Raw genomic sequence first — 23,320 nt, 5'->3', positions numbered from 1 at the left:
CCGATGAGCAGGACCGGACGGATCCGTATCCTGCTGGCGGACGACCAGCCGCTGCTGAGGATGGGCTTCCGCCTGATCCTCGAAGGCGAGGAGGATCTGAGCGTTGTGGGCGAGGCGTCCAACGGTGCGGAAGCGGTCGGCGGGGTGCGTGACCTCGCGCCCGACGTCGTGCTGATGGACGTGCGGATGCCGTTGCTGGACGGGATCGAGGCAACGAGGGCGATCACCGCGTCCGGAGCCCACGCGAAGATCATCATCCTTACGACCTTCGACCTGGACGAATACGCCTTCGCCGGGCTGCAGGCCGGGGCCTCGGCCTTCCTGCTCAAAGATGTCGCGCCCGCCGAACTGGTCAGCGCCGTCCGGGTGGTGGCGAGCGGGGACGCGGTGGTGGCGCCGCGGATCACGCGGCGGTTGCTGGAAACGTATGTCCGGGGCAACTGGTCGCACCCCAGCGGGTCCGCTGGCTTTCCTGCTGGGGCCCCATCCGGGTCCGGCGGCGTGCCGTCAGGAGGGGATTCCCGTCACGAGGACCGTCCTGACAGGGATCCGCTGCTGGAAGACCTGACTCCGCGCGAAACCGAGATGCTGGGGGCGATGGCCGAGGGTCTTTCCAACGCCGAGATCGCGCACCGGTACTTCCTCTCCGAGGCCACCGTCAAAACGCACGTGCGCCGGATCCTCAACAAGCTGCATCTGCGCGACCGGGTCCAGGCAGTGGTCTACGCCTACGAGACCGGACTTGTGGTGCCCAGCAACCCGGACTACTGAACCCGTGCGCTGGCAACTGGCCAGGTGGCTGGGCCAGCCGGCACGGGCAGCAGATTGCCTGAAGCAGTGGTTTCAGGCACATTACAAAATTGCCCGTGAAGCAACTTTCGTTGCTCCACGGGCCGTTTCCCTGGAAGGGTGCCCGGACATCGGGTCAGTCATTTGTGGGATCGCACAGGACGCGCGGCCCGCGCCCCGGTTTAGTGTGAAACGTCAATGTGGTCCGCAACACAAGTTTTCACGATCCATCCGCGGACCCGCACAATCCACAAAGGACGGCGCCTTATGCAGGCAGACCAGCAGCTCTCCAAGTCTCTGAAACCCAGACACTTGTCCATGATCGCCATCGCTGGCGTGATCGGCGCCGGCCTGTTCGTCGGCTCCGGCGCTGCAATCCAGCAGGCGGGCCCCGGGATCCTGGTCGCCTACGCGGCGGCAGGCCTCGTGGTCATCCTGGTCATGCGGATGCTGGGCGAAATGGCGGCGGCCAACCCGGAAACCGGTTCGTTCTCGACTTATGCCGACAAAGCCCTGGGCCGGTGGGCAGGGTTCAGCATCGGCTGGCTGTACGCCTGGTTCTGGATTATCGTCCTCGGCATCGAGGCCACGGCGGGCGCGGCGATCATGCACCGCTGGGTCCCGGGGATCGACCAGTGGGTGTGGGCGCTGCTGCTGATGGTGCTCCTGACCCTGACCAACCTGGGTTCGGTTAAGTCCTTTGGAGAGTTCGAATTCTGGTTCGCGTCCATAAAGGTTGCGGCGATTGCGCTGTTCCTGCTCTTCGGCGTCGCCGCAATCCTGGGCCTCGTCCCGGGCGTTCCGGCGCCCGGAGTGAGCAACCTGCTGGAAAACGGTGGCTTTATGCCCAATGGGCCGGGCGCCGTGCTGGCGGGCATCCTCGTGGTCGTCTTCTCCTTCTTCGGTGCTGAAATCGCCACCATCGCCGCCGGTGAATCCGAAAACCCGGTCGATGCGGTCAAGAAGGCCGTGAAGTCCACCGTCTGGCGCATCCTTGTCTTCTACATTGGCTCCATAGCGGTCGTGGTTACCCTCCTTCCCTGGAACTCGGCCTCCGTGGCCAAGAGCCCCTACGTTGCCGTGATCGAGCTGTTCGGTATCCCCGGCGCCGGCACAATCATGGACATCGTGGTGCTGACCTCCGTTCTGTCGTGCCTTAACTCCGGCCTTTACACCGCCAGCCGGATGCTGTTCTCCCTCTCCCGGCGCGGCGACGCGCCCCGGTCCTGGATGCGGATTTCCCGCCGCGGCGTCCCGGCCGCAGCCGTCCTGGCCTCCACCGTGGTGGGCTTCGTTACCGTCGGCCTGAACTATGTCGCCCCGGACACCGTGTTCCTGTTTCTGGTCAACACCTCAGGGGCCATTGCCCTGTTTGTCTGGCTCGTGATTGCCGGCTCACAGCTGATCCTGCGCCGCCGGATGGGCGAGGCCGCCAAGGATCTCCAACTCAAGATGTGGCTCTTCCCCTACTTGACCTGGGTGGCCATCATCAGCATCGTCGCGCTGCTGATCGGCATGGTGGTCCTGGATTCCACCCGCGAATCCCTGCTGCTCTCCCTGGCCCTCGCCGCCGTCGTCGTGGGTATCGGACTGTGGCGCTACCGCAAAAACGGCGGGAAGCCGGCGGCTTCCGGCGCCGGCGACACCCGGGCGGACGAGACCGCGGCGCCAGCCGAGGAAGCCACCGTGGGCGCCAGCCCGGCGTCGTAGCTCCCTGAGGGCTCGGCGGGTTGCGTTGACCGGCGGGCCCGCCAAGCACCATGGGACATGCCCCCTCCTGCTGCGGAGCGTTGGACACAGTGGCACTATGTCCAATCGCCGCCGCCAGGGGAGGGCATGTCCCGCACCGGGGCGGCGCCCGGGCCGCTCCTGCGCAGGCCACAGCTCCTGCACAGGACCGGCCTAGTCAAGGCATACTGCCCCGGGGTTCCATAGACGCATGACCACTTCCCCGCAGCCACCGCACGAGCCCCACCCCAACCATGACCGCGGCCTGGAATTCGATCTCTCCACCCTCATGAGCCGCCGCTCACTGGGCATGTTCCTGGGTGCCGGAACGGCCGCCGCCCTGGCAGCCTGCACCCCGGGCGGCTCCTCCCCTGGTGCCGTGTCGTCCACCGCCGCCGCGACCGGGCCGGCGCCGGCATCCGCCGGAACTGCGGCTGCCACCCCGACGCCGTCGTCCTCTGCCTCGCCCACGCTGACGCGCGCCATCGCCGAGTGCGGCGTCGAAATACCCCAGGAAACCGCCGGACCCTACCCCGGCGACGGCTCCAACGGCCCTAACGTGCTGGCCGCCTCCGGCGTGGTCCGGCAGGACATCACCTCCAGCTTCGGGACCTCCAGCACCAGGGCCGGCGGCGTGCCGCTCACCGTCACGCTGACTCTGCTGGACAACACCAACGGCTGCGTGCCGCTGGCCGGGGCCGCCGTCTACGCCTGGCACTGCGACAAGGACGGCAAATATTCCATGTACGACGCCGGACTCAAGAACGAGAACTACCTCCGCGGCGTCCAGGAGGCCGACGCCAACGGCCAGGTCACCTTCCAGACCATCTTCCCCGGCGCCTACAGCGGCCGCTGGCCACACATCCACTTCGAAGTCTTCGAGTCCATGGACAACGCGACGGCGGCCGGGCAGGTCCTTGCCGTGTCGCAGATCGCGCTCACGGACGCCGCCTGCAAGGACATCTACGCCTCGGCCGGATACGAATCCAGCGCCCGGAACTTCCCGCGGACCATGCTGAAGTCGGACAACGTCTTCGGCAACGACGGCGGCATCTACCAGCTCGCCACCATGACCGGGTCCGTGACTGGCGGATACACAGCCGGACTCAACGTCACCGTGTAGCAGCCGTCCGGCCCAACTGCGCGGCGCTAGACTCGAAGCCATGCCTTCAGAGTCCAGCGCCGCAGCCCACATCCAGGACCTCGGCGCGTACGTCACCGCGTCGCCGTCGAGCTTCCATGCCGTGCACGAGGCGGCCCGCCGCCTCGACCAAGCCGGATTCACCGCCCTCGACGAACTGCAGGCCTGGACCGGGGCCGCCGGCACCGGGAAGTTCTACGTCGTCCGCGACGGCGCGATCATCGCCTGGGTGACGCCGGAGGCGGCGGGCCCCACCACGGGCTTCAACATCCTGGGCGCGCACACCGATTCGCCGTCGTTCAAGCTCAAGCCCAAACCGACCACGGGCAAGTTCGGCTGGCTGCAGGCCGGCGTCGAGGTCTACGGCGGCCCGTTGCTCAACTCCTGGCTGGACCGCGAACTGCAGCTCGCCGGACGCCTGGTGATGCGGGACGGCACCCAGCACCTCACCGCTACCGGGCCGCTGCTGCGATTCCCGCAGCTCGCCATCCACCTGGACCGCGCGGTGAACGAGGGACTGGCTCTGGACAAGCAGCAGCACATGAACCCCGTTTACGGACTCGGTGACCCGGCTGGGGAAGACCTGCTGGGCCTGCTGGCGGACCGGGTTGCGGGCGCGGACGTGGACGCCGCCCTGATCGGCGGTTACGACGTTGTCATTGCGGACACCCAGGCGCCGGCGGTGTTCGGCGCGAAGGGTGAGTTCTTCGCCTCCGGCCGGCTCGACAACCTGTCGGCCACCCACGCCGGGCTCACCGCGCTGATCGCGCACGCCGCCGCGCCGCTGCCGGCCGGATCACCGATTGCCGTGCTGGCCGCGTTCGACCACGAGGAGATCGGCTCCGCCTCCCGGTCCGGCGCCAGCGGACCCATCCTCGAGGACGTGCTGGTGCGGATCTCCGACGGGCTCGGGGCCTCGGCGAGCCAGCGGCGGCAGGCCTTCGCGGCGTCGTTCTGCGTGTCCGCCGACGCCGGGCATGCCGTCCACCCCAACTACGCCGAACGGCACGATCCGGCCAACCGGCCGGCCCTGAACGGCGGCCCGCTGCTGAAGATCAACGCCAACCAGCGCTACGCCACCGACGCCACCGGCGCCGCCCTCTGGGCCCGGCTGTGCTCGGACGCCGGCATCCCGTACCAGGAATTCGTCTCCAACAACGTGATGCCCTGCGGCTCCACGATCGGGCCGCTGACCGCCACCCGCCTCGGGATTAGGACGGTCGACGTCGGCGTGCCCCTGCTCTCGATGCACTCGGCCCGGGAACTCTGCGGCGTCCAGGACCCCTACCGGCTTGCCAAGGTGACCAGGGTCTTCTTCCGCACGTCGGCGTAACAGGGGCCTTGTCCGGGGTGTGGCCGAACACGAGGTTGCTGGTGCAACTGCGCCGGGACCGGTCTCAGCGTGGCGAAAATCCGGAGCAGATTGGGCTTGACGGGACCGGAGATGAAGCATCTAGGCGCTTCATCAATCCACACTGATTCTGCGGATACCCACAGACTTCCGCCTGCAGCGGGGTGGGGCCCCCGGACCAGCCGTATGGTTCTAGGCACACGGCAGTTTCCCAGCGTGCGGTGCCTTGGCTTGGTGCGGGTCGTCGCACTTCGATTATGGAGCTCTATATGAAGACCGCCACAGTGTGTGGGCCCCGCCTGATTCCCGGACTGCCTCCTTGCTTTCGGGAGCGAGACCGCGGTCGTGCGGATCGGAGAAGCGGGCGGAGGCGCGATGAGAAACGATAATCCGGTTGATCATGTTCTATTGACTAGGTTCAACCTGCCGTCCCCAGGAGTGGAGCGGATGGTGCGGGCTCAGGACGGCTGGCTTGAAAACAGAGTCGAGCTTTTCGAGAGATATTGCCTCACATCCGTCAAGGCGCAAACGGCTGAAAACATCCATTGGATCATCTACTTCGATCCGGAAAGCCCTGGTTGGTTGCTGGAGCGCATTCAGGAATGGTCCGCAGGCAATGTCTTTGTGCCAATCTTTCGGGCAGAAGTCAGCAGCTCAGAGCTGTGCGCCGACCTTCGCGAAGTTGTCAGTCACCCTGGGGAAAGGTTGATCACAACTAACTTGGACAACGATGACGCGCTGGCGGTTGACTTCGCACACCGCCTCCAGCTTTTCTCCGCTCAGCCGCATCGAACTGCACTCTATATGACGGAAGGTCTCATAGCTTTTGATAAGCGGCTGTTCAGACGGACAGACCGGCGCAATGCGTTCTGCTCCGTTGTGGAGTCGTGGGACAGCCCCGTGACTTGTTGGGCTGATTGGCATAATCTCCTCGGCAAGCACATGCCGGTCGTCGAGATCGGGGGAAGACCGGCCTGGTTGCAGGTAGTCCACGGCGGAAATGTGAGTAACCGCGTGCATGGAAAATTGACCTCACCGGCGGCATATATTGACCGGTTTCCCGGGCTATTGGCTTCAATGGTGAGTCCGTCCACAATTGACTTCTTGCGGGACACAATCTGGTCCTCGCCCATCCGCATCGGCACGGAGCAAGTACGGAGGGCAATAAAGGGCATTGCCATGGCGCTTCTAGGCAAGAACGGCTTGGACCAGGCAAAGAGGCTTCTCGCTTCCGGAGTCGCTGCGTCAAGGAGAGGAGCCTAAAGCGCGTCCACCCATGAGCCCCAAAGGCAGGCAGATACTATTGCGGCCGTCGGCGCCCGGTGGGGCAGAAGGAAACCTTGGGAAACCTGACGTGTTGGCAATTTCAATACGAAGGCTTCATAGAAGCGGCCTCGCAATTCCCCACGCGAAAGGCGAAAAATGAACGGGAATCAGATGTACATGCCCGATTCTGGTCAGCCACGGCGGTGCCCCGTATCCGTCATCTGTGTTTTCAACAACCTCGCCGTCTTGCGTGAGTGCCTTATCGCATCTTTGCATGCCGGGACCTCTGAGGCCCCGCAAACGGAATTCATCCCGGTAGACAACACGGCAGGGCAATTCTCCTCGGCCGGTGCGGCCCTAAACCATGGCGCCTCGTTGGCCCAAAATGACGTCCTGGTCTTTGTGCATCAGGACGTCTATCTCCACTCTCTGCCTGCAGTGGAAGCGGTCGCCGCTGCGTTGTTGGACGATGACTCCATCGGGCTCCTGGGCGCTATTGGGGTCACGAAGCGGGGCCAGTTGCTCGGCAGGATCCGGGACCGGATCATACTCTCGGGAGAGAGGCGCGACGGGTTGTCGGATGTCGACAGTGTGGACGAAGTGCTCTTCATGGCCTCACGGGAGCAGATCCTCCGGCAGCCGCTCTCCGAGGATCATGATTTGTCCTGGCATGCCTATGCCGTGGAATATGGCGTCCGCATGCGCACCATGGGCCTGAGGGTCGCCGTGGCGGACATCCCGCTTACGCATAACAGCCTGACCGTGAACCTGGACCGTCTGGCTGAGGCACATTCTCGGATAGTCGAGGAATACCGTGATCATATGCCTGTGGTCACAACATGTGGCACCGCACGGCTGGCTTCCCGCGTCAGTTCGCACCCCTTGATATCGGTGGCCTTGAGAGCCCAGAAGTGGAGTTGCCGGTGGTTGCGGGACTCATTGGTTGCCCATCGGCTGCGCAAACGCGCAAAAACGGCGACCGTCCTGGGTGACATCCGCCGGGACATCGATGAGATTTGGTCATCCGCCGGCCTGACATCTGCGCTGGTAATAAGCGGCATTCCTGATGACCAGGATCCTATGTGGGTGGACGGTCCTCTGCAGCTGAACCGGCGGGGTGTCTGCTTCAGCTTCCTCACTGTGGACGAGTCGGCGATAGCCGCCATGGCCCGCTCGCACCCCGAGGGTCAGTCCATGGCGCTGACGAATATCAGTTTCGACGCCGTGGCCGACATCGCCGCTGCGATGGCAGGCCGGTCTGTCATGGCCGGTTTCCATGACAACACCGGTGCGTGGCTGCTAACGGGCCCGGCTGTGACGGCAGCGGAGACGTTCTACCGCGCCCGGAGATCGACGCCGTTCGCCATGAAGCCTATCTAGGCGTGCCGGGTCGAGGCTCACCGGGAACTATTTGCGGAGCCCTGCGACACTGGCACGGGTCCACTCGGGCAGCAGGAGTGAAACGCGCATAGGTCGGGACTTTCTTAGCTCGGCCCACAGCCTGAGGCGCTGCCCAGCCGGCCGGAGCGACACGACGTCGGCTTCGGCGGCGTCTACACCGCCGCCGAACCCGGTTTGTCGCTGGACGAGGGCCACAAGTTGATCGAGAGGACCGTCCTGCCACGGGGCCATCCGGGGGGAAAGCTCAGGCGCTGCCCGCTGGGCCTGGTTATAAATCTCCCTGACGGTGTCGCCCCACGCGACAAGGCTGTGCCCGGCCAGAACGGCGGACCGTGTGGTGTCGCCGCTCAGCGCTCTGAATGACGGTGATTCGGCCAACGATGTCATTGTTGTCACGAATTCATGCCGTGACGAGGGGGTAAAAAGGGCTGCCTCAAGTCCCGGGGAGTCAGCGCCGAGGACGTCGCACTCAGCGGGATGGCCCCGATAGGTCACCAGGGGGAGTCCGTGGACTCCGGCCTCAAGCAAGGAGGTGAGGGAAGCGAACGGAAAAGAGTCCAGGTAGGCGTCGGCCGCCGACAACAGGGTGGCTACCTCGGAAAGCCGACCGAGAGCCCGGATCCGTCCATTTGTTGCCAAGGACGCCTCGGCCCACTGGCCCTCGCAGGAGGGCCCGGCCACGAGCAGTTTTGCACGTGGTTGCCGTTGCAGGAAGGTCTCAAACAGGTCGATCAGGGATTCTGTTCCCACTGAATCATATTTGGTGGCCGCCGCCGCAGAAACGACCAGGAAATCGTTGTCGGTGACGCACCATCGGGACCGCAGCTCCGAACGTCGGGCGCTGGACGGGGGGGTGCTTGGCGCCAGTTCAAGAGGGCGATTGGCCACCATGCATCGGCTGGGATCGACGCCTCGTCTGGCAATGCTGAGCTGCTCCCCGCTCCTGCGGAGGTTCAGAACGACGTCCGCGGCCGAGGTGCCAAGCCAAAACACGTGATCCGCATGGTTGACGTACACGGCCGGCGGAGAGCTTCCGGTGCCCAAGGCGATGGCCGGGACGACGTCATCCGGGTGCGCATGCACGATCACGACGTCGGCGGTTTCAACTGCCGTTCGGAGAGCGGCAGCCCGTCGTAGGAGACCGCCTGGCATGCGGTCCAGGTACTCCACTGCGCGGGACCCAGGGAGGCAACGGGAGATTTTCTTAGGTAATGCTGCGCTGCCTTGCCGGGTCAGAACGAGCCGGTGGCTCGAAGAACCATCCTGACGGATCCAGCACGCAATCGTCTGGGTGTGGCCTCCGGCACCGTACAGCTGCGTCGCAACATGAACCACATTGAGCATCCCGCCGCGATGTGTCGGTCGCTCGGGCTGCTTTCCGGGCAATGACTTCCGGATCTGGTCCACAACCGTTTCGAGTTCGGTGCTGGCGAAAAGTCCAGTGTGGTCCAGCCAGGCAAACCGGGCGGCTAGTTGTGACTGAACGGCGGCCTCCTCCAGGGCTCCGGCCGCCGACAGCGATGCCGCACGCTGAACTAGACCCGTAAAGATTTCGAGGTTTTCCCTAATGCAGGTCAAGGCTGCCTCGCTTGCCGAGAAGCCGCAGAGCGGCGACGTCATCGCGTCGGAGCCATAGAAGTCCTGCCGTAATGGCCAGCGCGGCGACGGCGGCTACGACGAGCGCGATCCACCCGGGAAGCCGGCCGGCCGACAGGGAACCGGTGACAAGAACCAGTGCTGAACCTACGGCGGGCAGCCAGAGTTGGCGCGCAACTTTCAGCGGCGCGATTCCCGCGACATTGAGTCGCCATAGGTAGATGGGGAGCACCACGGCTGCCACAATGAGCAGCTGAGCCATCGCCACGCCCGAGATTCCGCCGCGCGCGCCGAGAAGTAGGGCCGGAACCAGGGCAGCGAGCCATAGTAATTGAGTGGACAAGATGGAGCCGGTCATGCCCACGACCACGAGGTAGTCATAAATCAGCTCGAAGAGGATTCGAAAACCGGCAAGGATTGCCAGCCAATAGAGGGCTCCCGAAGCCGCCAGCCAAGGTTGGCCATATACCAGCCCGACGATTGGACCGGACGCCGCAGCAAGCAGGGCAACCATGGGAAACGTCACTGACGCCAGCACGCCGATCAGGGCCGCCATCGCGGAGCGCATACTTTCGGGGTCGTTCTGAAGCCTGGAAAAAACGGCCGGTGCCACGCTACGGAGCGGTTGCGAAAAAACGGTCACCGGCCAACTGGACAAGTTGAAGGCAAGAACGTAGAGACCGAGCATGATCGGGCCGAGCAGATTGCCGGTGAGGAGCTGGTCCAAGTAACTGACGCAGAACACTATGATGCTTGCTCCGGCCAACGGCAACCCGAACCGCAACAGCGGCATCAATACGGTTCGGTCAAGCCCTGCCCGGAAGGGCGCCGGCGACTTCATAACGAAAAGAACGCCTGAAAAGACCGTGCCCGTTAGCCGCCCGATGGCCAGGCTCATGGCGCCTAGTCCAACCAAGACCAAAGCGACCGACACGATGGTACCGACCCATACGTTAGCCTGATCAATCATCATCTTGGTCTTTTGATCGAATCCACGCTGCATTAGGGCCGCGGGTGTAGCCACCACGCCGCTCACCAGCACGCAACAAACCATCACCCTCACAACGTCTGTTGCTTCGGGATCACCCATGGTGGCTGCGAACCAAGGTGCGGCTACGAGGCCCGCGCCGCAAAAGAGTAGGCTGCTGGCGATGGATATCGTCGTCACCGTCGGCGCAATGATAAGGGGATCTCCCGGCCAGCGGACGATCGCGAGGCTGACTCCGAGTTCGTTGAACGTTAGGACAGCCAACAAAGCAACCATGGCGACCGCGAATGTTCCGTAGGACTCGGGTCCGAGCAGCCTCGTCAGTACTATTCCAATACCTAACGTTCCCAGCTTGGCGACGCCCGTGTTGAGGAGGCTCCAGCCCAGGGCAGCATTGGCGCCGGAGCCCTGAACCGGCCCCGTGATGGCACCCCCGTCCGTGCGTGTGGCCGGTGTCTTCCCGTTGTTCACGGCATGCCCAGCGCTGAAGACATTCGTTCGACGATATATCCCTGCCGCGCGGCGGTGACGTGCGGATAGATCGGCAAGGAGATCAGGGCGGTTTCCTCTTGTTTCGCTCCCGCCTCAACGACCGGGCTCGCGATCGGAAAGTTCATGCTCGATGCCCTTCTGCAGATGCTGTCTGGATCACGCGCATGCATTCCTAAACCGTCCGCGATCGACGCCGTGCGCAGGCACACCCACCCAGGTCTCGCCGTCGGGGACATTGTTCAGGACAGCAGATCCCATGCCGACTGTCGCGTAGGCGCCGATTGATGTCCGTTCCCGAACGCTAGAATTCATCCCGAGGTAGGCGCCCCGGCCAATTCGGACACCGCCGCCCAGCGAGGTTCCGGTCGCCAAAGTCGCGAAGTCCGCCACGACGTCGTCATGCGTGAACGTGACCCCCGGCATGGCCACCACGTGCGACCCTAAGGTTACCGAGGCCGTCAGGGTCACGTTCTGCAGCAGGATGCTGCCGCGGCCGATCCGACAGCCCTCAGGCAGCCGGATCGTCGGGTCGATCAGTGTCGCGTACCGTGAGGCCGAAACACCCTGTGCTGACAGCCGTTCCACGACGGACTGCCGCCTCCTGCCGGAATCCAGGCAGACCAGCACGAGTGCGTGCAGGTAGTCGGCCGCTTTGTCGGTGGGCCCGAGAATGGGGGCGCCATCCACGTCAGCCCCGAAGATCGCTTCCTCGTCGTCGAGGAAGCCGGCGATGTCATACCGTCCACTGCTGCGGACAGCGGCCAGTACCTCGCGGCCCAGCCCGCTCGCGCCGATCAGCAAGAGCTCACTCACGTGGTTGCCCTGTCCGGACATGCCACTGCAAAGACCGCCATCCTCCACCTTCTCCCTGGCCGGCCTTCGCGGTGCGACACCGTTTCTTTCGGGTCGTGCCGGCGGTGGCCGGTCGCGTTGACCTGACCAGCCGGTCACGTTGCGCTTAGGAGAAAACTAGCGCTTTCCTGGACCACAAAACCGGGATTCGCGACTACATGTGGCTGGACCCGGGGATGTGTGCGGGATTTGCGGGATTGCGGATATGGAGTCCCCGACCGTTGCCCGCGGCGCGCAGGGCCCGCCGGGCGCGATACAGCGCGCCCGGGCACAACCGGCCTCGTCGGACTTGGGAGGCGATCACACAGCAAGCGGGGATCCCTCGCGGGCCAGCGCGTTCGGTGCCGAAGTCCTGCCGGTCGACACAAGGCACGTCAGTTGGGAACGCGACTGAACTCCCAGCTTCCGATAGATGGCAGTCAGGCGCACTTCGACCGTCCTGACGGACACGAACAGCGATGCGGCAATTTCCTTGTTGCGCCAGCCGCGGGCCACCAGCTGCACCAGTTCGCGCTCCTGGTCTGAGAGTGTCAGTACGGCCGGGCTGTGGGCCTCTGGAACATCCCGCAGGTGGTCGCCGAGCAGCAGCGCGTCCACGCGCTGGGTCCACGAGGCGGCGCCGGACTCATCGAACAGCGCCTTTGCCCGCAGCAGGGAGTTCTTGGCCTCTTTCGTTAGGCCGGACGTCTCCAGCCGCTCCGCGTAGCAGAGCAACGTCCGGGCGCGCTCGAACAACGAATCATCCTTTTGCCACAAATCCAAGGCCCGGTTGAAGAGCTCCAGGGATTGACCTCCCTCCGCAACCAATGCCCGGGACCGGGTTACCGCCATCCGCAGCCATCGGGATTTCAGTCCGACTGACCGGGATTCCAGCCTGGTGAGGGCGCGGGCGGCCTCCCGTCGGCGGCCCGACCTCACCAGCACCTCCACTAGGTCCGCCTCGCAGCGCAGGAGGGCGGGATTGCTGATGTCCATTCCGATCTCGGTGGCCCGCGCCAGCAGCGTACAGGCCTCGTCTACGTCGCCCCGCATCAGCGCAAAATGCCCCTCGCAGGCGAACAGTTGCGCTGCCGCCTGCCGGGGCGCGTCGGCGCTGACAAACGTCTGGGCCTCTGCAAGACAGGCCTGGGCCTTCACCGCGTCCCCGACTGAATGGGCCCGCCAGAGTAAGAGGTAGTTGCGCATGCCGCGGTGGTACTTCTGGCTGGTTGGGGAACCGGCGATTTCGTCGATCAGGGCTGAGGCGGAACGAAAGTTCCCGGCGCGGATTTCATTGTCGGCGGCGAAGTAGCGTGCGGTCTCACTCCAGTTCGCATCGCTGGCCGCGCTCAAGTTCCGGACCAGGGAAAAATGGTCACGGGCTCCCTCGTAATTCTCGGCGTATGTCATGGCACGCCCCTTGAGCAGGAGGGACGCCGGGGAACTGTTGCCGCCGTCGGCTGCTCGAGAGATTCGTTCAACCGTCCCTTGCGCGGCGTTGGCCAGAACTCTGGCGCGCTGGTTAACGGCCAAAGCTTCGCCGGAAGCTTCCCCGATGAATTGCTCCGCATATTCGAGCAACTGCTCCGCGTCCTGCGATTGCCAGCGTTCGGCCAAATGCAGTGCGCCAATGGAGAGAAGGCAGGCAGATTGGGCAGCATCATGATGCCCAAACTCCTTGATCAGCCGAATCATCATGCTCGGCCGCACGGAATTGCCCTGCATCAGCTCCATTTGGAAATTCAGCCCGGTGAGACGCAGCGTCAGGGCCCGGTCTTTCGTGATCCGTTGTGCCCAGTCCACGTAGCGTTTCGCATAGACGAATTCACCCCTGCTGAACAGCACCTCCGCCACGGTGCCCAGCCGGGCGGCCGTCTCTGCCTCCCAAGGGTTGATGGTGAGGGCCCGCTCGACGTACTCGACGGCGGATGGGATCTCCTCTGCCCGCACAAGTTCAACGGCGTGGCGGAGCAAACTGAACGACGTGTCCCTGCGCGCGGCGGCAGTATGACTCAGGTGCCAGGGCCACGCCTGACGATCCGCAGTTTCGGCGACAGCAGCCAAGGCGTTGTGATGGGCGGCTCTTTCCCCCGGTTGCATAGCGGAGGAAATGTGGGCACGCAGCATTTGGTCTTTGATTCTGACGTAGGAACCGGAGCGCACAGCAATTCCTGAGGAAACAATTTCATCCACCCCTGCCCAGAGATCCCCGGGCATTCCTCGCAGAAGAATCGTGCTGCTTCGGTAGGACAGGGAAAGAAAGTCAATTGCCTGCCGTGCTCGTGGTGAAAGCACCGAAATCGATGCCGCCAGTTCAGCCTCGAAGCTCCCGTTCCAGTGCAAGGGGACGGGCAAGGCGTAATTGCCCTGCAGCTGGCGTTCCGATAATTGGTTGTACAGTTCAATCGCCGCCAACGGATTGCCGTGAGTAGCCGCTGCGACAGCGTGCAGGGCTGCTTGGCAGCCCTGTCCTGTCGTCGCGGATTCGAGCAGCTTTACGGTGTCGCCAATGTCCAGGTTTTCCAACCGAAGACTGGCCAGCCGGGCAAACGGGCTGTTGGGCGCCTCATCCCGCATGCCCGCGATCAGCACGAGCCCCGTTCCCGCGAGACGTCGGGCCAGGAAACCAAGAACAGTTTGGCTGGCAGGGTCCAAGTCCTCGGCGTCGTCGATGACCACCACGGTACGGTCCGCAGACCATTGCCGGAGTGCACACAGGAGCATCGCCGACAGCTCTGCAGCCTCGTGGTCTCCGCCGGATGAGGATGCCGCGTAGTCCGCCACGGGCGCGAGTGCTGGGTCATCGATAGCGATGAGGAGGGCGGTGAGGCCGGAGAAGCGCCAGGTGGATTCCGAAGGGTTGGCGCGGAGGAGGACGGTTCGATACTCATGCAATTTCGGGATCGCTGCGAGCAACGACGACTTGCCGGTCCCGTGGCGACCCGTGATGGTCATCGCAGATTCCCTGGGACACCGGATCAGCGCAAGAACCCGCGCAAGTTCCGTGTTGCGGCCGAACAAAACCATAAATGCCCCCATTTCACCCCAAGAGACCATCCATCCGTGGTTTCCGACGAGAAGAGTCGGATCCCGACTGACGTAATCACTGCCGCACGCCCACTGCTTCTGAAAAAACGATGGCCCGGGTCACGCTCGGGGTTGGAGCGGAACCTTGACCAAATTGGCTGTGCTTTTGCAAATATAGGCCGGGGCGCTGTCGGGGGACTAGGCCGCATGGATAGTCAGGTAGGGCATCGACTGAAGTCGAGTAGTTTGTGTCCCCAGTACTCGTTTTCAGTTTCCGGGATGCCTTGAAGACCCAGGTTCCGGTGCGGATGTGCCCGTCTAGAAGGCCAAACTGATCACCAGGCTGATCGTGGTGGCCAGAATGACGGTGCCGAAGAGGTATGACAGCAGGCTGTGCTTGAGCGCCTCCGCCCTGATGCCGTGGTTCTGCAGGGCCGTGTCCGAGACCTGGTAGGTCATACCGAGGCTCGTGGCGAGGTAGGCGAAGTCGGTGTACCGCGGGGGGTCGTCCTGGTTGAAGTCGATGCCGCCCACTACCGGCCCGGCCTTCCCGCCTGTGCTGTAGTACAGCTCGGCATACCGCAGGGTGAACAGCGTCTGCACCAGCAGCCAGGACAGGGCCACCGACGCCAGCGCCAGCAGGCCGCCGCCGAATCGGGACCCGCCGTCGTTCGTATGCGAATCAACGACGACGGCGGCCACCGCACCGAGGCTGGCGACGTTGGCTGCCAGGATCAGCAGGTCGGTGATGCTGCGGGAAGGATCCTCTGTGGTGGCATGCGCCCGGGTCTCGGCCGGGTCGAAGCGGCCGATCGCCAGCCAGACCCAGACAACGTAGGTCAACGAGGCGCTGCCCCAGCCGACCGCGGGAGCCTCCACCCAATGCCCGGCCAGGCCGGCCGCTGTGGCCGCGAGCACCCCGGCGAGGAGCATAACCGCGAAGCGCAGCCGGCTGCGCCGGATCGGCTGGGCGTTGTCGCGGAGCGGGGAGCCGGTGGTCATGCCCCGATTCTGGCACAGGGTTGTCCACATGGAGGCCAGCCTTGCTTCCGGGAACCTGCCGGCCGCGGCCAAGCTGAACGGGCGTGGAATCGCGGAATCCGGCTCCGATGCACTAAGCTATTGAAGTCTGTGCTGCGCCCTGCCTCCGTTCCTGGGGGTGAAGCGGGCACATGGCACCGCAAATGAACCTCCTGTTACGGAAATGCCGTAACCGCTTAGCCCAAAGGAGGTGGGTTCACATATGCGTCCTTACGAATTGATGGTAATCATCGACCCCGAGGTCGAAGAGCGTACCGTTGAGCCAACGCTTCAGAAGTTCCTGAACGTCATCACGACCGATGGTGGAACCATCGAAAAGGTTGACATCTGGGGCCGTCGTCGCCTGGCTTACGAAATCCAGAAGAAGACCGAAGGTATCTACGCCGTGGTGAACTTCACCGCCGAGCCGGCTACCGCCAAAGAACTTGATCGCCTGCTGAGCCTCAATGAGACCATCATGCGCACCAAGATCACTCGCCCCGAAGTGCAGAAGGTCGTCGCTGAGTAATCTCAGCTCCCGATTTTCATTCTTCACCCCGCAGGAACGAACAAGGAGGCAGTAGATGGCAGGCGAAACCACTATTACGGTCATCGGTAATCTCACCAGTGACCCCGAACTGAGGTTCACACCGTCAGGTTCGGCCGTAGCGAATTTCACCATCGCTTCTACTCCCCGCACCTTCGACCGCCAGTCCAATGAGTGGAAGGACGGGGAAACCCTGTTCCTCCGCGCGTCGGTATGGCGTGAAGCAGCCGAGAACGTCGCCGAATCCCTGACCAAGGGCATGCGTGTGATCGTTAACGGCCGGTTGAAGAGCCGTTCCTACGAAACCAAAGAAGGCGAAAAGCGCACCGTTATCGAGCTTGAGGTCGATGAAATCGGCCCCAGCCTGCGCTACGCCAACGCCAAGGTCAACCGCACCCAGCGCTCCGGCGGTGGGGGTGCCGGCAACGGCGCCCAGGGTGGCTTCGGCGCCGGTGGCAACAGCGGTGGCGGCTTTGGCGGCGGCTCTGGTGGAAACCAGGGCGGTAACTCGGGCGGAACCTGGGGCGGCAACCAGCCCGCACAGCAGCAGGATGACCCCTGGGCCACGCCCGGCGTCAGCCCTGCAGGCGGCGGCTGGGGCAACGGCCCGGATTCCGAACCTCCCTTCTAAACAATATTAAAGGTTCGACGACGGAACCCGCCGGAACGCCGCAAGGCGACGGGCGCTGACCGGCGTCGGATCACCACCATCCCGTGGATCAATATCCACGGGCTCCATCGAATAGGAGCTCCACGATGGCTAAGGCTGAACTCCGTAAGCCCAAACCAAAGTCCAACCCCTTGAAGGCCGCTGACATCACTGTCATCGACTACAAGGACGTAGCATTGCTGCGCAAGTTCATCTCCGACCGCGGAAAGATCCGCGCCCGTCGCGTCACCGGCGTCACGGTGCAGGAACAGCGCAAGATCGCACAGGCAATCAAGAACGCCCGCGAAGTTGCTCTGCTGCCTTACTCCGGCGCTGGCCGCGGCTAAGGAAGGGATTAACTAACATGGCAAAGCTCATTCTGACCCACGAAGTAACCGGTCTCGGTGCTGCAGGCGATGTTGTCGAGGTCAAGGACGGTTACGCACGTAACTACCTGTTGCCCCGCAACTTCGCCCTGACCTGGTCCAAGGGTGGCGAGAAGCAGGTTGAGTCCATCAAGACTGCCCGCGCCGCCCGCGAGCACGCTTCCCTGGAAGATGCTCAGAAGCAGGCCGCTGCACTCTCCGCCAAGCCGGTCAAGCTCGTTGTCAAGGCAGGCGAGACCGGACGCCTGTTCGGCACCGTCAAGCAGGGCGACGTGGCCGACGCTGTTGAGGCCGCTGGCCTTGGCCGCATCGACAAGCGCAAGGTTGAACTGCCGACGCACATCAAGTCGGTTGGTTCCTACCAGGCAAACGTCCGCCTTCACGCCGACGTTGCCGCTGTGATCGAACTCGACGTAGTCGCAGGCAAGTAGCCTTCACCGGCTCTGCAGTCCTGAACTGCTGGAAGGCCCCCGCCTCCGGATTCCCCTTGGGAACCGGACGCGGGGGCCTTCTGCTTTAACACCAACGCGGGGTCACATGCGGCCCATGTCGGGGCCCGGGATGGGCCGTAAGTGACCCCGCGTTGCGGGGGGAGCTTGCGGGGAGGCTAGGGCTGGTGCAGCACCGTGGTCACGTGCCGGTAGCCGGTCCGGACGAGCTCGGCCAGTACCGCCTCGTCGACGTCGCCGAGCTTGTTGACGTAGAGACACCCCGCGCCCGTCCGGTGCTTCCCCAGCCGGCCCAGCAGGCCTGCCGACTCGGGACCGTACGTCAGACCGTAGAGCGAAAGACTCGCCTTCCTGGGGGAGAAGCCGACGGCGGGGGCGTCCCCCTCGCGGCCGGTCCCGTATTTGTAGTGGTAAGAGCCGAACCCCACAATCGATGGACCCCACATCTGCGCCGGGTGGCCCGTGATCGCTGACATCAGTTCCAGCAGCCGGAAGCCATCCTCCCGCCGGACGGGATGCTCGACGGCGGCCAGGAACGCCTCGACGGAGGCGCCGGTGGACTGGGTTTTGTTTTGGGATGTGTTCGCAGCCATCCGGGAAGTGTCGCAGTTCGCCGGCGGGAATAAAAGCGGCACGCCACACCTTGTGCAGGTAGATGCAAACGCATGTAACAGCGTTTGTGCCCACGAATCGAATAGAGGAGCATCACCGTGGAATCCCGCCGCATCACCGTTCTTTCCGCCGGACTCGGCGTCCCCTCGTCCAGCCGAATGCTCGCGGACCAGCTGGCCGCCTCCGCGGAACGTCACCTTGCTGCGGCCGGCTACGCCGTCGACGTTCAGGTGGTCGAACTGCGCGACCTCGCAGTGGACATCGCGAACAACTTCGTGACCGGCTACGCGGCACCGAAGCTGGCCGAGGTGATCGCCGGAGTCGAAGCCTCGGACGGTATTATCGCCGTCAGCCCCGTCTTCAGCGCTTCCTACAGCGGGCTCTTCAAGTCCTTCATCGACGTCCTTGACCCCAAGTCGCTCGAGGGCACAGCCGTCCTGCTTGGCGCCACAGCCGGCACGGACCGGCACCAGATGGTCCTGGACTTTGCCATGCGGCCGCTGTTCACCTACTTCCGGACCCGGACCGCCAACACGGCCGTCTTCGCCGGCCCCCAGGACTGGGGCAACAACGACGACGGCGGCTCTCCCCTTTCGACGCGGATCGACAGGGCGGCAGGGGAGTTCACTGCACTACTGCAGGGCCCACAGCCACAGCACAATGCGGCTGCGCTGGAGTCGCTGCCGTTCGAACAACTGCTCGCCGGCATTTCCGCCCGGAACTGACCGGCCCGGCCGACAGGCCGGCCTCTGCCTGCAACAGTAGGAGGGCCGGTTGCCGGGCGGCGTTCCGCCCCAGTGGGAGGAATTCAATCCTCCAGGAGGGCGATGAATTCGCGCGCCTGCTTTATGGAGATGTCCGAATGGCGGGTCAGGGCTTCAGCGGCGGCTTCCGTGTCCCCACTTCGCGCCAGGGTACGGATCCGGCCGTAGATCTCGTCGTTGAGCATATTGCTGCTGACCTCGCGGGTGACATCTCCCTTGCTGGCGATCGCGCGGTAGCGGTAGGGGAAGCGCTGCGGAGAGTCGTCGTCGTCGTCACTGGGCGCCTCGTCGGAGGACTCCGGCCGGAAGGGCTGCGGATGGGCGGCGAGGGCGCCCACGGCGTCGCGGGAGGCCCGCAGGCCGTCCCCAGTGGCCTCGAGGTACAGCTTGATGGCAGCCATCGCCTGTCCTTGGGCGATCAGGGCGTAGAGGCGGCGGTGTTGTTCCTGGCTGAGTTTCGCCGCCGCAGCGCGCGCAAGCTCGATCGGGTCCTGGCCGGTCCGGGGGGACGCTTCGGGCCGGGGCCGGGGGCCGCGGCGGCCGAGGAAACGGACGCCCAGCAGAACGCCTGCGCCGACCAGCGCGAGAATCAGGAGGGGGATAAGCAGGGATTCCATGAAACTACAGCCGATCTACATATTTCTTGGCGGTCAAAAGATCTGAATGGGTGGCCTGGCGCAACAGCTTGATGGCCTGGATCTTCTTACCGTCCCTGGCCAACGACTGGAGTTGCAGCGCGAACTGCGGATTTAACTGGCCGCCTGGCAGTACGGGCCCCTGGTAGCCGTGCTGCCCGACGGCGGGGGCTGCCCCCGTCTGGGCGCGCAGCGCCTGACGGGCGTGATCGGCCTGCTGCGACTGCTGCTGTTCATTCTGGCTGGGGCGGGTGGCTGCGTCCACGCGGGCGCGGGCGGCAGTGGCGGCCTGAACCTGGGCGGCGTAATGGGCCTGCGAACGGACAGCAAGTTCCTGCTGATAACGTTCCGCGTCGGATACGCCGAAGTCGCGCGGTTTGAGGGCCGTGACGAACGCCCAGAGGACTCCTGCCAGCATAAGGGCAGGCAGTATGACTAGCAGTACATCGCCCATGGGAAGAGCTTATGCCAGATCACAGTTATCCACAGCACATTCCGCGAATGGCATACAGTGCGTCGCAGGACAGGCCTGTCCCGGGGATCCGTGTGAAATACATCATGAAATGCGCATATTTTGGGCCGGCTGTGCCGCCGCTATCCCCAGCCGCAGTCCACAGGCTGTGGATGAACCGGGACGAAAATTCTTTTGTGTCCACAAGGTGAACTCAGTGTTTCCGCAGGTCAGCACCCGATTGTGGGTCCAAATAATTCTTTATCCACAGCTGTTCCCACAGGCTGTGCACAAGCACAGGGTAGTAGTGCACAGCTTATCCACAGGGGCGACACGGCACCGGGTTGGTGCCTGCCCCGTCGGCGGCTAACGTTGCTGGATATCGAGCCGTGGTTATCGAACCACTGCCGCTGCTGCTCCACGGAACTCCTCTCAACCCGGCCCCTGCAACTGCCGGGCCCGGGCTGTGAATAAGGGCGTACGGAGCGGCAGCAGAAGTGTCGCAGCTGGCTGATAGTACTTAACCCGTCGGACCTGCGCCGGCGTCGACGCCACCGGGCAGCAGCCCGCAGGGACGTCGCCGGCGCACGGACGTCCGCCGCGGCACACAATGGAGGACGGCAGTTTTGTCAGTAACGCATCTGGACTCAGTCGAGGGGACTCGAGGAGCCGAAGGCAGCCGCAAGCCGCCGCAGGACATTCCCGCCGAGCAGTCTGTTCTGGGCGGCATGATGCTGTCCAAAGACGCCATCGCCGACGTCGTCGAGATCCTTCGGGGAGTGGACTTCTACCGCCCCGCCCACGAGACGATCTACGAGGCCATTATCGACCTCTACGGCCGGGGCGAACCCGCCGACGCCGTTACCGTCTCGGACGAACTGACCAAGCGTGGCGAGATCAACCGGATCGGTGGTCCCGCTTACCTCCACGAGCTCATCCAGACGGTTCCCACTGCCGCCAACGCCGGCTATTACGCCGAAATCGTGGGCGAACGCGCCGTGTTGCGCCGCCTGGTCAACGCCGGCACCAAGATCGTCCAGCTCGGCTACGGCCAGGATGGCGAGGTCGAGGACCTGGTCAACCAGGCGCAGGCCGAGATCTATGCCGTCGCGGAGCGCCGCACCGCGGAGGACTACGTTGTCCTCAAGGACGTCATGGAGTCCACGGTGGACGAGATCGAAGCGTCCGGGCACCGCGAGGAGGGAATGACGGGCGTTCCCACCGGCTTTTACGAGCTCGATGAGCTCACGAATGGACTGCACCCCGGCCAGATGATCGTCATCGCGGCCCGCCCGGCCGTCGGAAAATCCACTTTTGCTCTGGACTTTGCCCGCTCCGCCGCGATCAAGAACAACCTCGCCACCGTGATGTTCTCGCTGGAAATGGGCCGGAACGAGATCGCCATGCGCCTGCTGTCCGCGGAGGCCACGATCGGCCTCCAGGACCTGCGCAAAGGCACGATCAAGGACGAGCAGTGGTCCAAGATCGCCACGACGATGGGCCGGATGAATGACGCCCCGCTCTTCATCGACGACAGTCCCAACATGTCGCTGATGGAAATCCGGGCCAAGTGCCGCCGCCTGAAACAGCAGCACGATCTCAAGCTGGTTATCCTCGATTACCTCCAGCTGATGAGCTCGGGCAAGAAAGTGGAGTCCCGCCAGCAGGAAGTCTCCGAGTTCTCCCGTGCGCTGAAGCTGCTGGCCAAGGAACTGCAGGTCCCCGTCATTGCCCTCTCGCAGCTGAACCGTGGGTCGGAGCAACGCCAGGACAAGCGCCCGATGGTCTCCGACCTGCGTGAATCCGGCTCCATCGAGCAGGACGCCGACATGGTGATCCTGCTGCACCGCGAAGACGTGTACGACAAGGAGTCACCGCGCGCCGGCGAGGCGGACATTCTCATCGCCAAGCACCGTAACGGCCCCACCAAGGACATCGTGGTCGCGTTCCAGGGCCACTACTCGCGGTTCGCCAACATGGCCGCCGACGCCGGCGGCGGCGGCTTCTAACCGCTACTGGCCGCCTGCGCCCAGCAGGTGGTTGGGCAGGCGGTTCCCCGGCGCCCGTCCCCGGATCTCCAACAGTTCGCGGGCATGCGCGTGGAGCCGCTTGTCCTCCTCCGCGACCGGAACCCACTGTGGAACCGGGACGGACGTTCCGTGCTCGTCGCGAGCCACCATCACGGTCAGGCAATACGTCGTGAGGTCCAGCTCCCTGCCCTTCGGATCCCCGGAGCGGACATGGACCGCGATGTGCATGCCCTTGGTTCCGGTATAGACCAGCCGGGCCTCCACCTCCACCACGTGCCCAATCAACAGCGGCCGATAAAAGCGCACGCCGCCGGAGAAGACAGCCACCGTGTCCATGCCGCAGTACCGCGACGCGCAGACGTAGGCCGCTTCGTCGATCCATTTCATCACGATGCCGCCGTGCACCTTGCCGCCCCAGTTCACATCCGTGGGTGCGGCCATAAAGCGGAGCACCACGTTCTCGGCGGTCCCGGCGTCGGTATATTCCTGGCCGCTCATGGCCTGGACGATATCTTCACGGACCTTGATCCGTGCCAGGGCATGGTTGCGCTGTTCGATTTCCTCCGGCGTTGTCGGCTCAAAGCGCGGCACCGGGATGGGTTTGCCGTCCTCTCCGACAGCCACGAAGATCACCATGCACTGGCTGCGCATGGTGGCCGGACCGCCCCTGGGATCGCCCGAGGACACCACGGTGCGGATGTGCATGGAGGACCGGCCGGTATAGACGATTGTCGCTTCGACGTCGACCATGTCGCCGCTGTTGACCGGGTCCGCGAAATGGATGTTGCCCACGTACGCGGTCACGCAATAGGACTTCGCCCAGCCGACCGCCGCGGCGTAGGCGGCCTTGTCGACCCATTCGAGCACCGTGCCGGCGTCGACGGAACCGCTGTGGCCGACATCGGTGGGTGCCGCGAGGAAGCGAAGGGTTACGGTGTTGGCGGCTGGCTCAGTCATGGTGCGAGTTTACTGACCCGCCAGGAAGGCGTCGCGGCTTCCCGACACAATCGCGGACCGGGACGCCACACGCGGCGGTCCGGCGGAGGGCTCCCGGAGATCCGCCGGGCGGCGCCGCGTTAAGGGGGGGTTGCGTTAAACGCGGAAGGGGGGGGGGGGGCGTCACCTCCACCCCCCCCCCCCCCCCCAACCCAAGGGATAGGACAAGAA

The 23,320-nt window shown here is 64.3% G+C and carries 22 protein-coding genes; 12 read left to right on the top strand and 10 right to left on the bottom strand.

The window, feature by feature from the left end:
- Positions 1 to 3: 3 nt before the first annotated feature.
- The 6 genes from AC50YM_RS05565 (at position 4) to AC50YM_RS05540 (ending at position 7,655) form a co-directional block, all read left to right on the top strand.
- The gene (locus AC50YM_RS05565; RefSeq protein WP_494956093.1) at positions 4 to 771 is read left to right on the top strand and encodes a response regulator; all 768 of its coding nucleotides are present in this window, start codon (positions 4 to 6) and stop codon (positions 769 to 771) included.
- Positions 772 to 1,056: 285 nt separating this feature from the next.
- Positions 1,057 to 2,499 carry an amino acid permease gene (locus AC50YM_RS05560; protein WP_494955980.1) on the top strand — a complete coding sequence of 481 codons (1,443 nt, stop codon included), beginning with the start codon at positions 1,057 to 1,059 and terminating at the stop codon, positions 2,497 to 2,499.
- Positions 2,500 to 2,728: 229 nt separating this feature from the next.
- Positions 2,729 to 3,640: an intradiol ring-cleavage dioxygenase gene (locus AC50YM_RS05555; RefSeq protein WP_494955979.1), complete on the top strand. Its 912-nt coding sequence runs from the start codon at positions 2,729 to 2,731 to the stop codon at positions 3,638 to 3,640.
- 40 nt (positions 3,641 to 3,680) lie between these two features.
- Positions 3,681 to 4,991 carry a M18 family aminopeptidase gene (locus AC50YM_RS05550; RefSeq protein WP_494955978.1) on the top strand — a complete coding sequence of 437 codons (1,311 nt, stop codon included), beginning with the start codon at positions 3,681 to 3,683 and terminating at the stop codon, positions 4,989 to 4,991.
- Between the two features lie 393 nt (positions 4,992 to 5,384).
- Complete coding sequence (locus AC50YM_RS05545; protein WP_494955977.1) at positions 5,385 to 6,272, top strand: glycosyltransferase; 888 nt, start codon at positions 5,385 to 5,387, stop codon at positions 6,270 to 6,272.
- Positions 6,273 to 6,431: 159 nt separating this feature from the next.
- Positions 6,432 to 7,655, top strand: coding sequence for a glycosyltransferase (locus tag AC50YM_RS05540; protein ID WP_494955976.1), 1,224 nt, complete (start codon positions 6,432 to 6,434; stop codon positions 7,653 to 7,655).
- A 27-nt stretch (positions 7,656 to 7,682) separates the two neighbouring features.
- On the opposite strand, the gene AC50YM_RS05535 is transcribed toward AC50YM_RS05540, so the two are convergent.
- From AC50YM_RS05535 to AC50YM_RS05510, 6 genes are all read right to left on the bottom strand, one after another.
- Positions 7,683 to 9,296 carry a glycosyltransferase family protein gene (locus tag AC50YM_RS05535; RefSeq protein WP_494955975.1) on the bottom strand — a complete coding sequence of 538 codons (1,614 nt, stop codon included), beginning with the start codon at positions 9,294 to 9,296 and terminating at the stop codon, positions 7,683 to 7,685.
- Entirely contained in the window at positions 9,241 to 10,731 is a 1,491-nt protein-coding gene (locus AC50YM_RS05530; protein WP_494955974.1) for an oligosaccharide flippase family protein, read from the bottom strand. The genes AC50YM_RS05535 and AC50YM_RS05530 overlap by 56 nt, the downstream gene beginning before the upstream one ends.
- Positions 10,728 to 10,877 carry a hypothetical protein gene (locus tag AC50YM_RS05525; RefSeq protein ID WP_494955973.1) on the bottom strand — a complete coding sequence of 50 codons (150 nt, stop codon included), beginning with the start codon at positions 10,875 to 10,877 and terminating at the stop codon, positions 10,728 to 10,730. The genes AC50YM_RS05530 and AC50YM_RS05525 overlap by 4 nt, the downstream gene beginning before the upstream one ends.
- 31 nt (positions 10,878 to 10,908) lie before the next feature.
- Complete coding sequence (locus AC50YM_RS05520; protein ID WP_494955972.1) at positions 10,909 to 11,565, bottom strand: acetyltransferase; 657 nt, start codon at positions 11,563 to 11,565, stop codon at positions 10,909 to 10,911.
- Positions 11,566 to 11,904: 339 nt separating this feature from the next.
- Complete coding sequence (locus AC50YM_RS05515) at positions 11,905 to 14,610, bottom strand: helix-turn-helix transcriptional regulator (RefSeq protein ID WP_494955971.1); 2,706 nt, start codon at positions 14,608 to 14,610, stop codon at positions 11,905 to 11,907.
- Positions 14,611 to 14,928: 318 nt separating this feature from the next.
- Entirely contained in the window at positions 14,929 to 15,612 is a 684-nt protein-coding gene (locus AC50YM_RS05510; RefSeq protein ID WP_494955970.1) for a DUF1345 domain-containing protein, read from the bottom strand.
- A gap of 241 nt (positions 15,613 to 15,853) precedes the next feature.
- Here AC50YM_RS05510 and rpsF point away from each other — a divergent pair, with 241 nt between their 5' ends.
- From rpsF to rplI, 4 genes are all read left to right on the top strand, one after another.
- A complete protein-coding gene (gene rpsF, locus AC50YM_RS05505) occupies positions 15,854 to 16,159 on the top strand; it encodes a 30S ribosomal protein S6 (protein ID WP_494955969.1) in 306 nt (101 codons plus the stop codon).
- A 55-nt stretch (positions 16,160 to 16,214) separates the two neighbouring features.
- Positions 16,215 to 16,808 (top strand): single-stranded DNA-binding protein, encoded by a 594-nt coding sequence (locus AC50YM_RS05500; protein WP_494955968.1) that lies wholly within the window; start codon positions 16,215 to 16,217, stop codon positions 16,806 to 16,808.
- Between the two features lie 125 nt (positions 16,809 to 16,933).
- Positions 16,934 to 17,173, top strand: coding sequence for a 30S ribosomal protein S18 (gene rpsR / locus AC50YM_RS05495; RefSeq protein ID WP_003800144.1), 240 nt, complete (start codon positions 16,934 to 16,936; stop codon positions 17,171 to 17,173).
- 17 nt (positions 17,174 to 17,190) lie between these two features.
- Positions 17,191 to 17,643: a 50S ribosomal protein L9 gene (rplI, locus tag AC50YM_RS05490; RefSeq protein ID WP_307457021.1), complete on the top strand. Its 453-nt coding sequence runs from the start codon at positions 17,191 to 17,193 to the stop codon at positions 17,641 to 17,643.
- Between the two features lie 176 nt (positions 17,644 to 17,819).
- On the opposite strand, the gene AC50YM_RS05485 is transcribed toward rplI, so the two are convergent.
- Complete coding sequence (locus AC50YM_RS05485) at positions 17,820 to 18,254, bottom strand: DUF1801 domain-containing protein (protein WP_494955967.1); 435 nt, start codon at positions 18,252 to 18,254, stop codon at positions 17,820 to 17,822.
- Positions 18,255 to 18,371: 117 nt separating this feature from the next.
- Between AC50YM_RS05485 and AC50YM_RS05480 the strand changes: the two genes are divergently transcribed.
- Positions 18,372 to 18,998 carry an FMN reductase gene (locus tag AC50YM_RS05480; RefSeq protein ID WP_494955966.1) on the top strand — a complete coding sequence of 209 codons (627 nt, stop codon included), beginning with the start codon at positions 18,372 to 18,374 and terminating at the stop codon, positions 18,996 to 18,998.
- 83 nt (positions 18,999 to 19,081) lie between these two features.
- Here the strand turns inward: AC50YM_RS05480 and AC50YM_RS05475 are convergent, their stop codons facing one another.
- Together AC50YM_RS05475 and AC50YM_RS05470 are read right to left on the bottom strand one after the other, a co-directional pair.
- A complete protein-coding gene (locus AC50YM_RS05475; protein ID WP_494955965.1) occupies positions 19,082 to 19,654 on the bottom strand; it encodes a hypothetical protein in 573 nt (190 codons plus the stop codon).
- 4 nt (positions 19,655 to 19,658) lie between these two features.
- Complete coding sequence (locus AC50YM_RS05470; protein ID WP_494955964.1) at positions 19,659 to 20,126, bottom strand: hypothetical protein; 468 nt, start codon at positions 20,124 to 20,126, stop codon at positions 19,659 to 19,661.
- A 623-nt stretch (positions 20,127 to 20,749) separates the two neighbouring features.
- Between AC50YM_RS05470 and dnaB the strand changes: the two genes are divergently transcribed.
- Entirely contained in the window at positions 20,750 to 22,132 is a 1,383-nt protein-coding gene (gene dnaB / locus AC50YM_RS05465; RefSeq protein ID WP_463873393.1) for a replicative DNA helicase, read from the top strand.
- 3 nt (positions 22,133 to 22,135) lie between these two features.
- Here dnaB and AC50YM_RS05460 read toward each other — a convergent pair whose 3' ends face one another.
- Positions 22,136 to 23,110, bottom strand: coding sequence for an acyl-CoA thioesterase (locus AC50YM_RS05460; protein ID WP_494955963.1), 975 nt, complete (start codon positions 23,108 to 23,110; stop codon positions 22,136 to 22,138).
- Between the last annotated feature and the right edge of the window lie 210 nt (positions 23,111 to 23,320).

This window comes from Pseudarthrobacter sp. RHLT1-30-1, assembly GCF_059383415.1.
The sequence above is the reverse complement of the archived record's forward strand: the minus strand, read 5'-3'. Positions and strand labels throughout refer to the sequence as shown.

Coding starts and splice junctions, on each gene's coding strand:
- rpsR (WP_003800144.1), top strand. CDS start 16,934: ATGGCTAAGGCTGAACTCCGTAAGCCCAAACCAAAGTCCAACCCCTTG.
- AC50YM_RS05460 (WP_494955963.1), bottom strand. CDS start 23,110: ATGACTGAGCCAGCCGCCAACACCGTAACCCTTCGCTTCCTCGCGGCA.
- AC50YM_RS05555 (WP_494955979.1), top strand. CDS start 2,729: ATGACCACTTCCCCGCAGCCACCGCACGAGCCCCACCCCAACCATGAC.
- AC50YM_RS05525 (WP_494955973.1), bottom strand. CDS start 10,877: ATGAACTTTCCGATCGCGAGCCCGGTCGTTGAGGCGGGAGCGAAACAA.
- AC50YM_RS05540 (WP_494955976.1), top strand. CDS start 6,432: ATGAACGGGAATCAGATGTACATGCCCGATTCTGGTCAGCCACGGCGG.
- AC50YM_RS05475 (WP_494955965.1), bottom strand. CDS start 19,654: ATGGAATCCCTGCTTATCCCCCTCCTGATTCTCGCGCTGGTCGGCGCA.
- AC50YM_RS05560 (WP_494955980.1), top strand. CDS start 1,057: ATGCAGGCAGACCAGCAGCTCTCCAAGTCTCTGAAACCCAGACACTTG.
- AC50YM_RS05510 (WP_494955970.1), bottom strand. CDS start 15,612: ATGACCACCGGCTCCCCGCTCCGCGACAACGCCCAGCCGATCCGGCGC.
- AC50YM_RS05485 (WP_494955967.1), bottom strand. CDS start 18,254: ATGGCTGCGAACACATCCCAAAACAAAACCCAGTCCACCGGCGCCTCC.
- AC50YM_RS05545 (WP_494955977.1), top strand. CDS start 5,385: ATGAGAAACGATAATCCGGTTGATCATGTTCTATTGACTAGGTTCAAC.
- AC50YM_RS05470 (WP_494955964.1), bottom strand. CDS start 20,126: ATGGGCGATGTACTGCTAGTCATACTGCCTGCCCTTATGCTGGCAGGA.
- AC50YM_RS05565 (WP_494956093.1), top strand. CDS start 4: ATGAGCAGGACCGGACGGATCCGTATCCTGCTGGCGGACGACCAGCCG.
- AC50YM_RS05535 (WP_494955975.1), bottom strand. CDS start 9,296: ATGACGTCGCCGCTCTGCGGCTTCTCGGCAAGCGAGGCAGCCTTGACC.
- rplI (WP_307457021.1), top strand. CDS start 17,191: ATGGCAAAGCTCATTCTGACCCACGAAGTAACCGGTCTCGGTGCTGCA.
- AC50YM_RS05500 (WP_494955968.1), top strand. CDS start 16,215: ATGGCAGGCGAAACCACTATTACGGTCATCGGTAATCTCACCAGTGAC.
- AC50YM_RS05550 (WP_494955978.1), top strand. CDS start 3,681: ATGCCTTCAGAGTCCAGCGCCGCAGCCCACATCCAGGACCTCGGCGCG.
- AC50YM_RS05515 (WP_494955971.1), bottom strand. CDS start 14,610: ATGGTTTTGTTCGGCCGCAACACGGAACTTGCGCGGGTTCTTGCGCTG.
- rpsF (WP_494955969.1), top strand. CDS start 15,854: ATGCGTCCTTACGAATTGATGGTAATCATCGACCCCGAGGTCGAAGAG.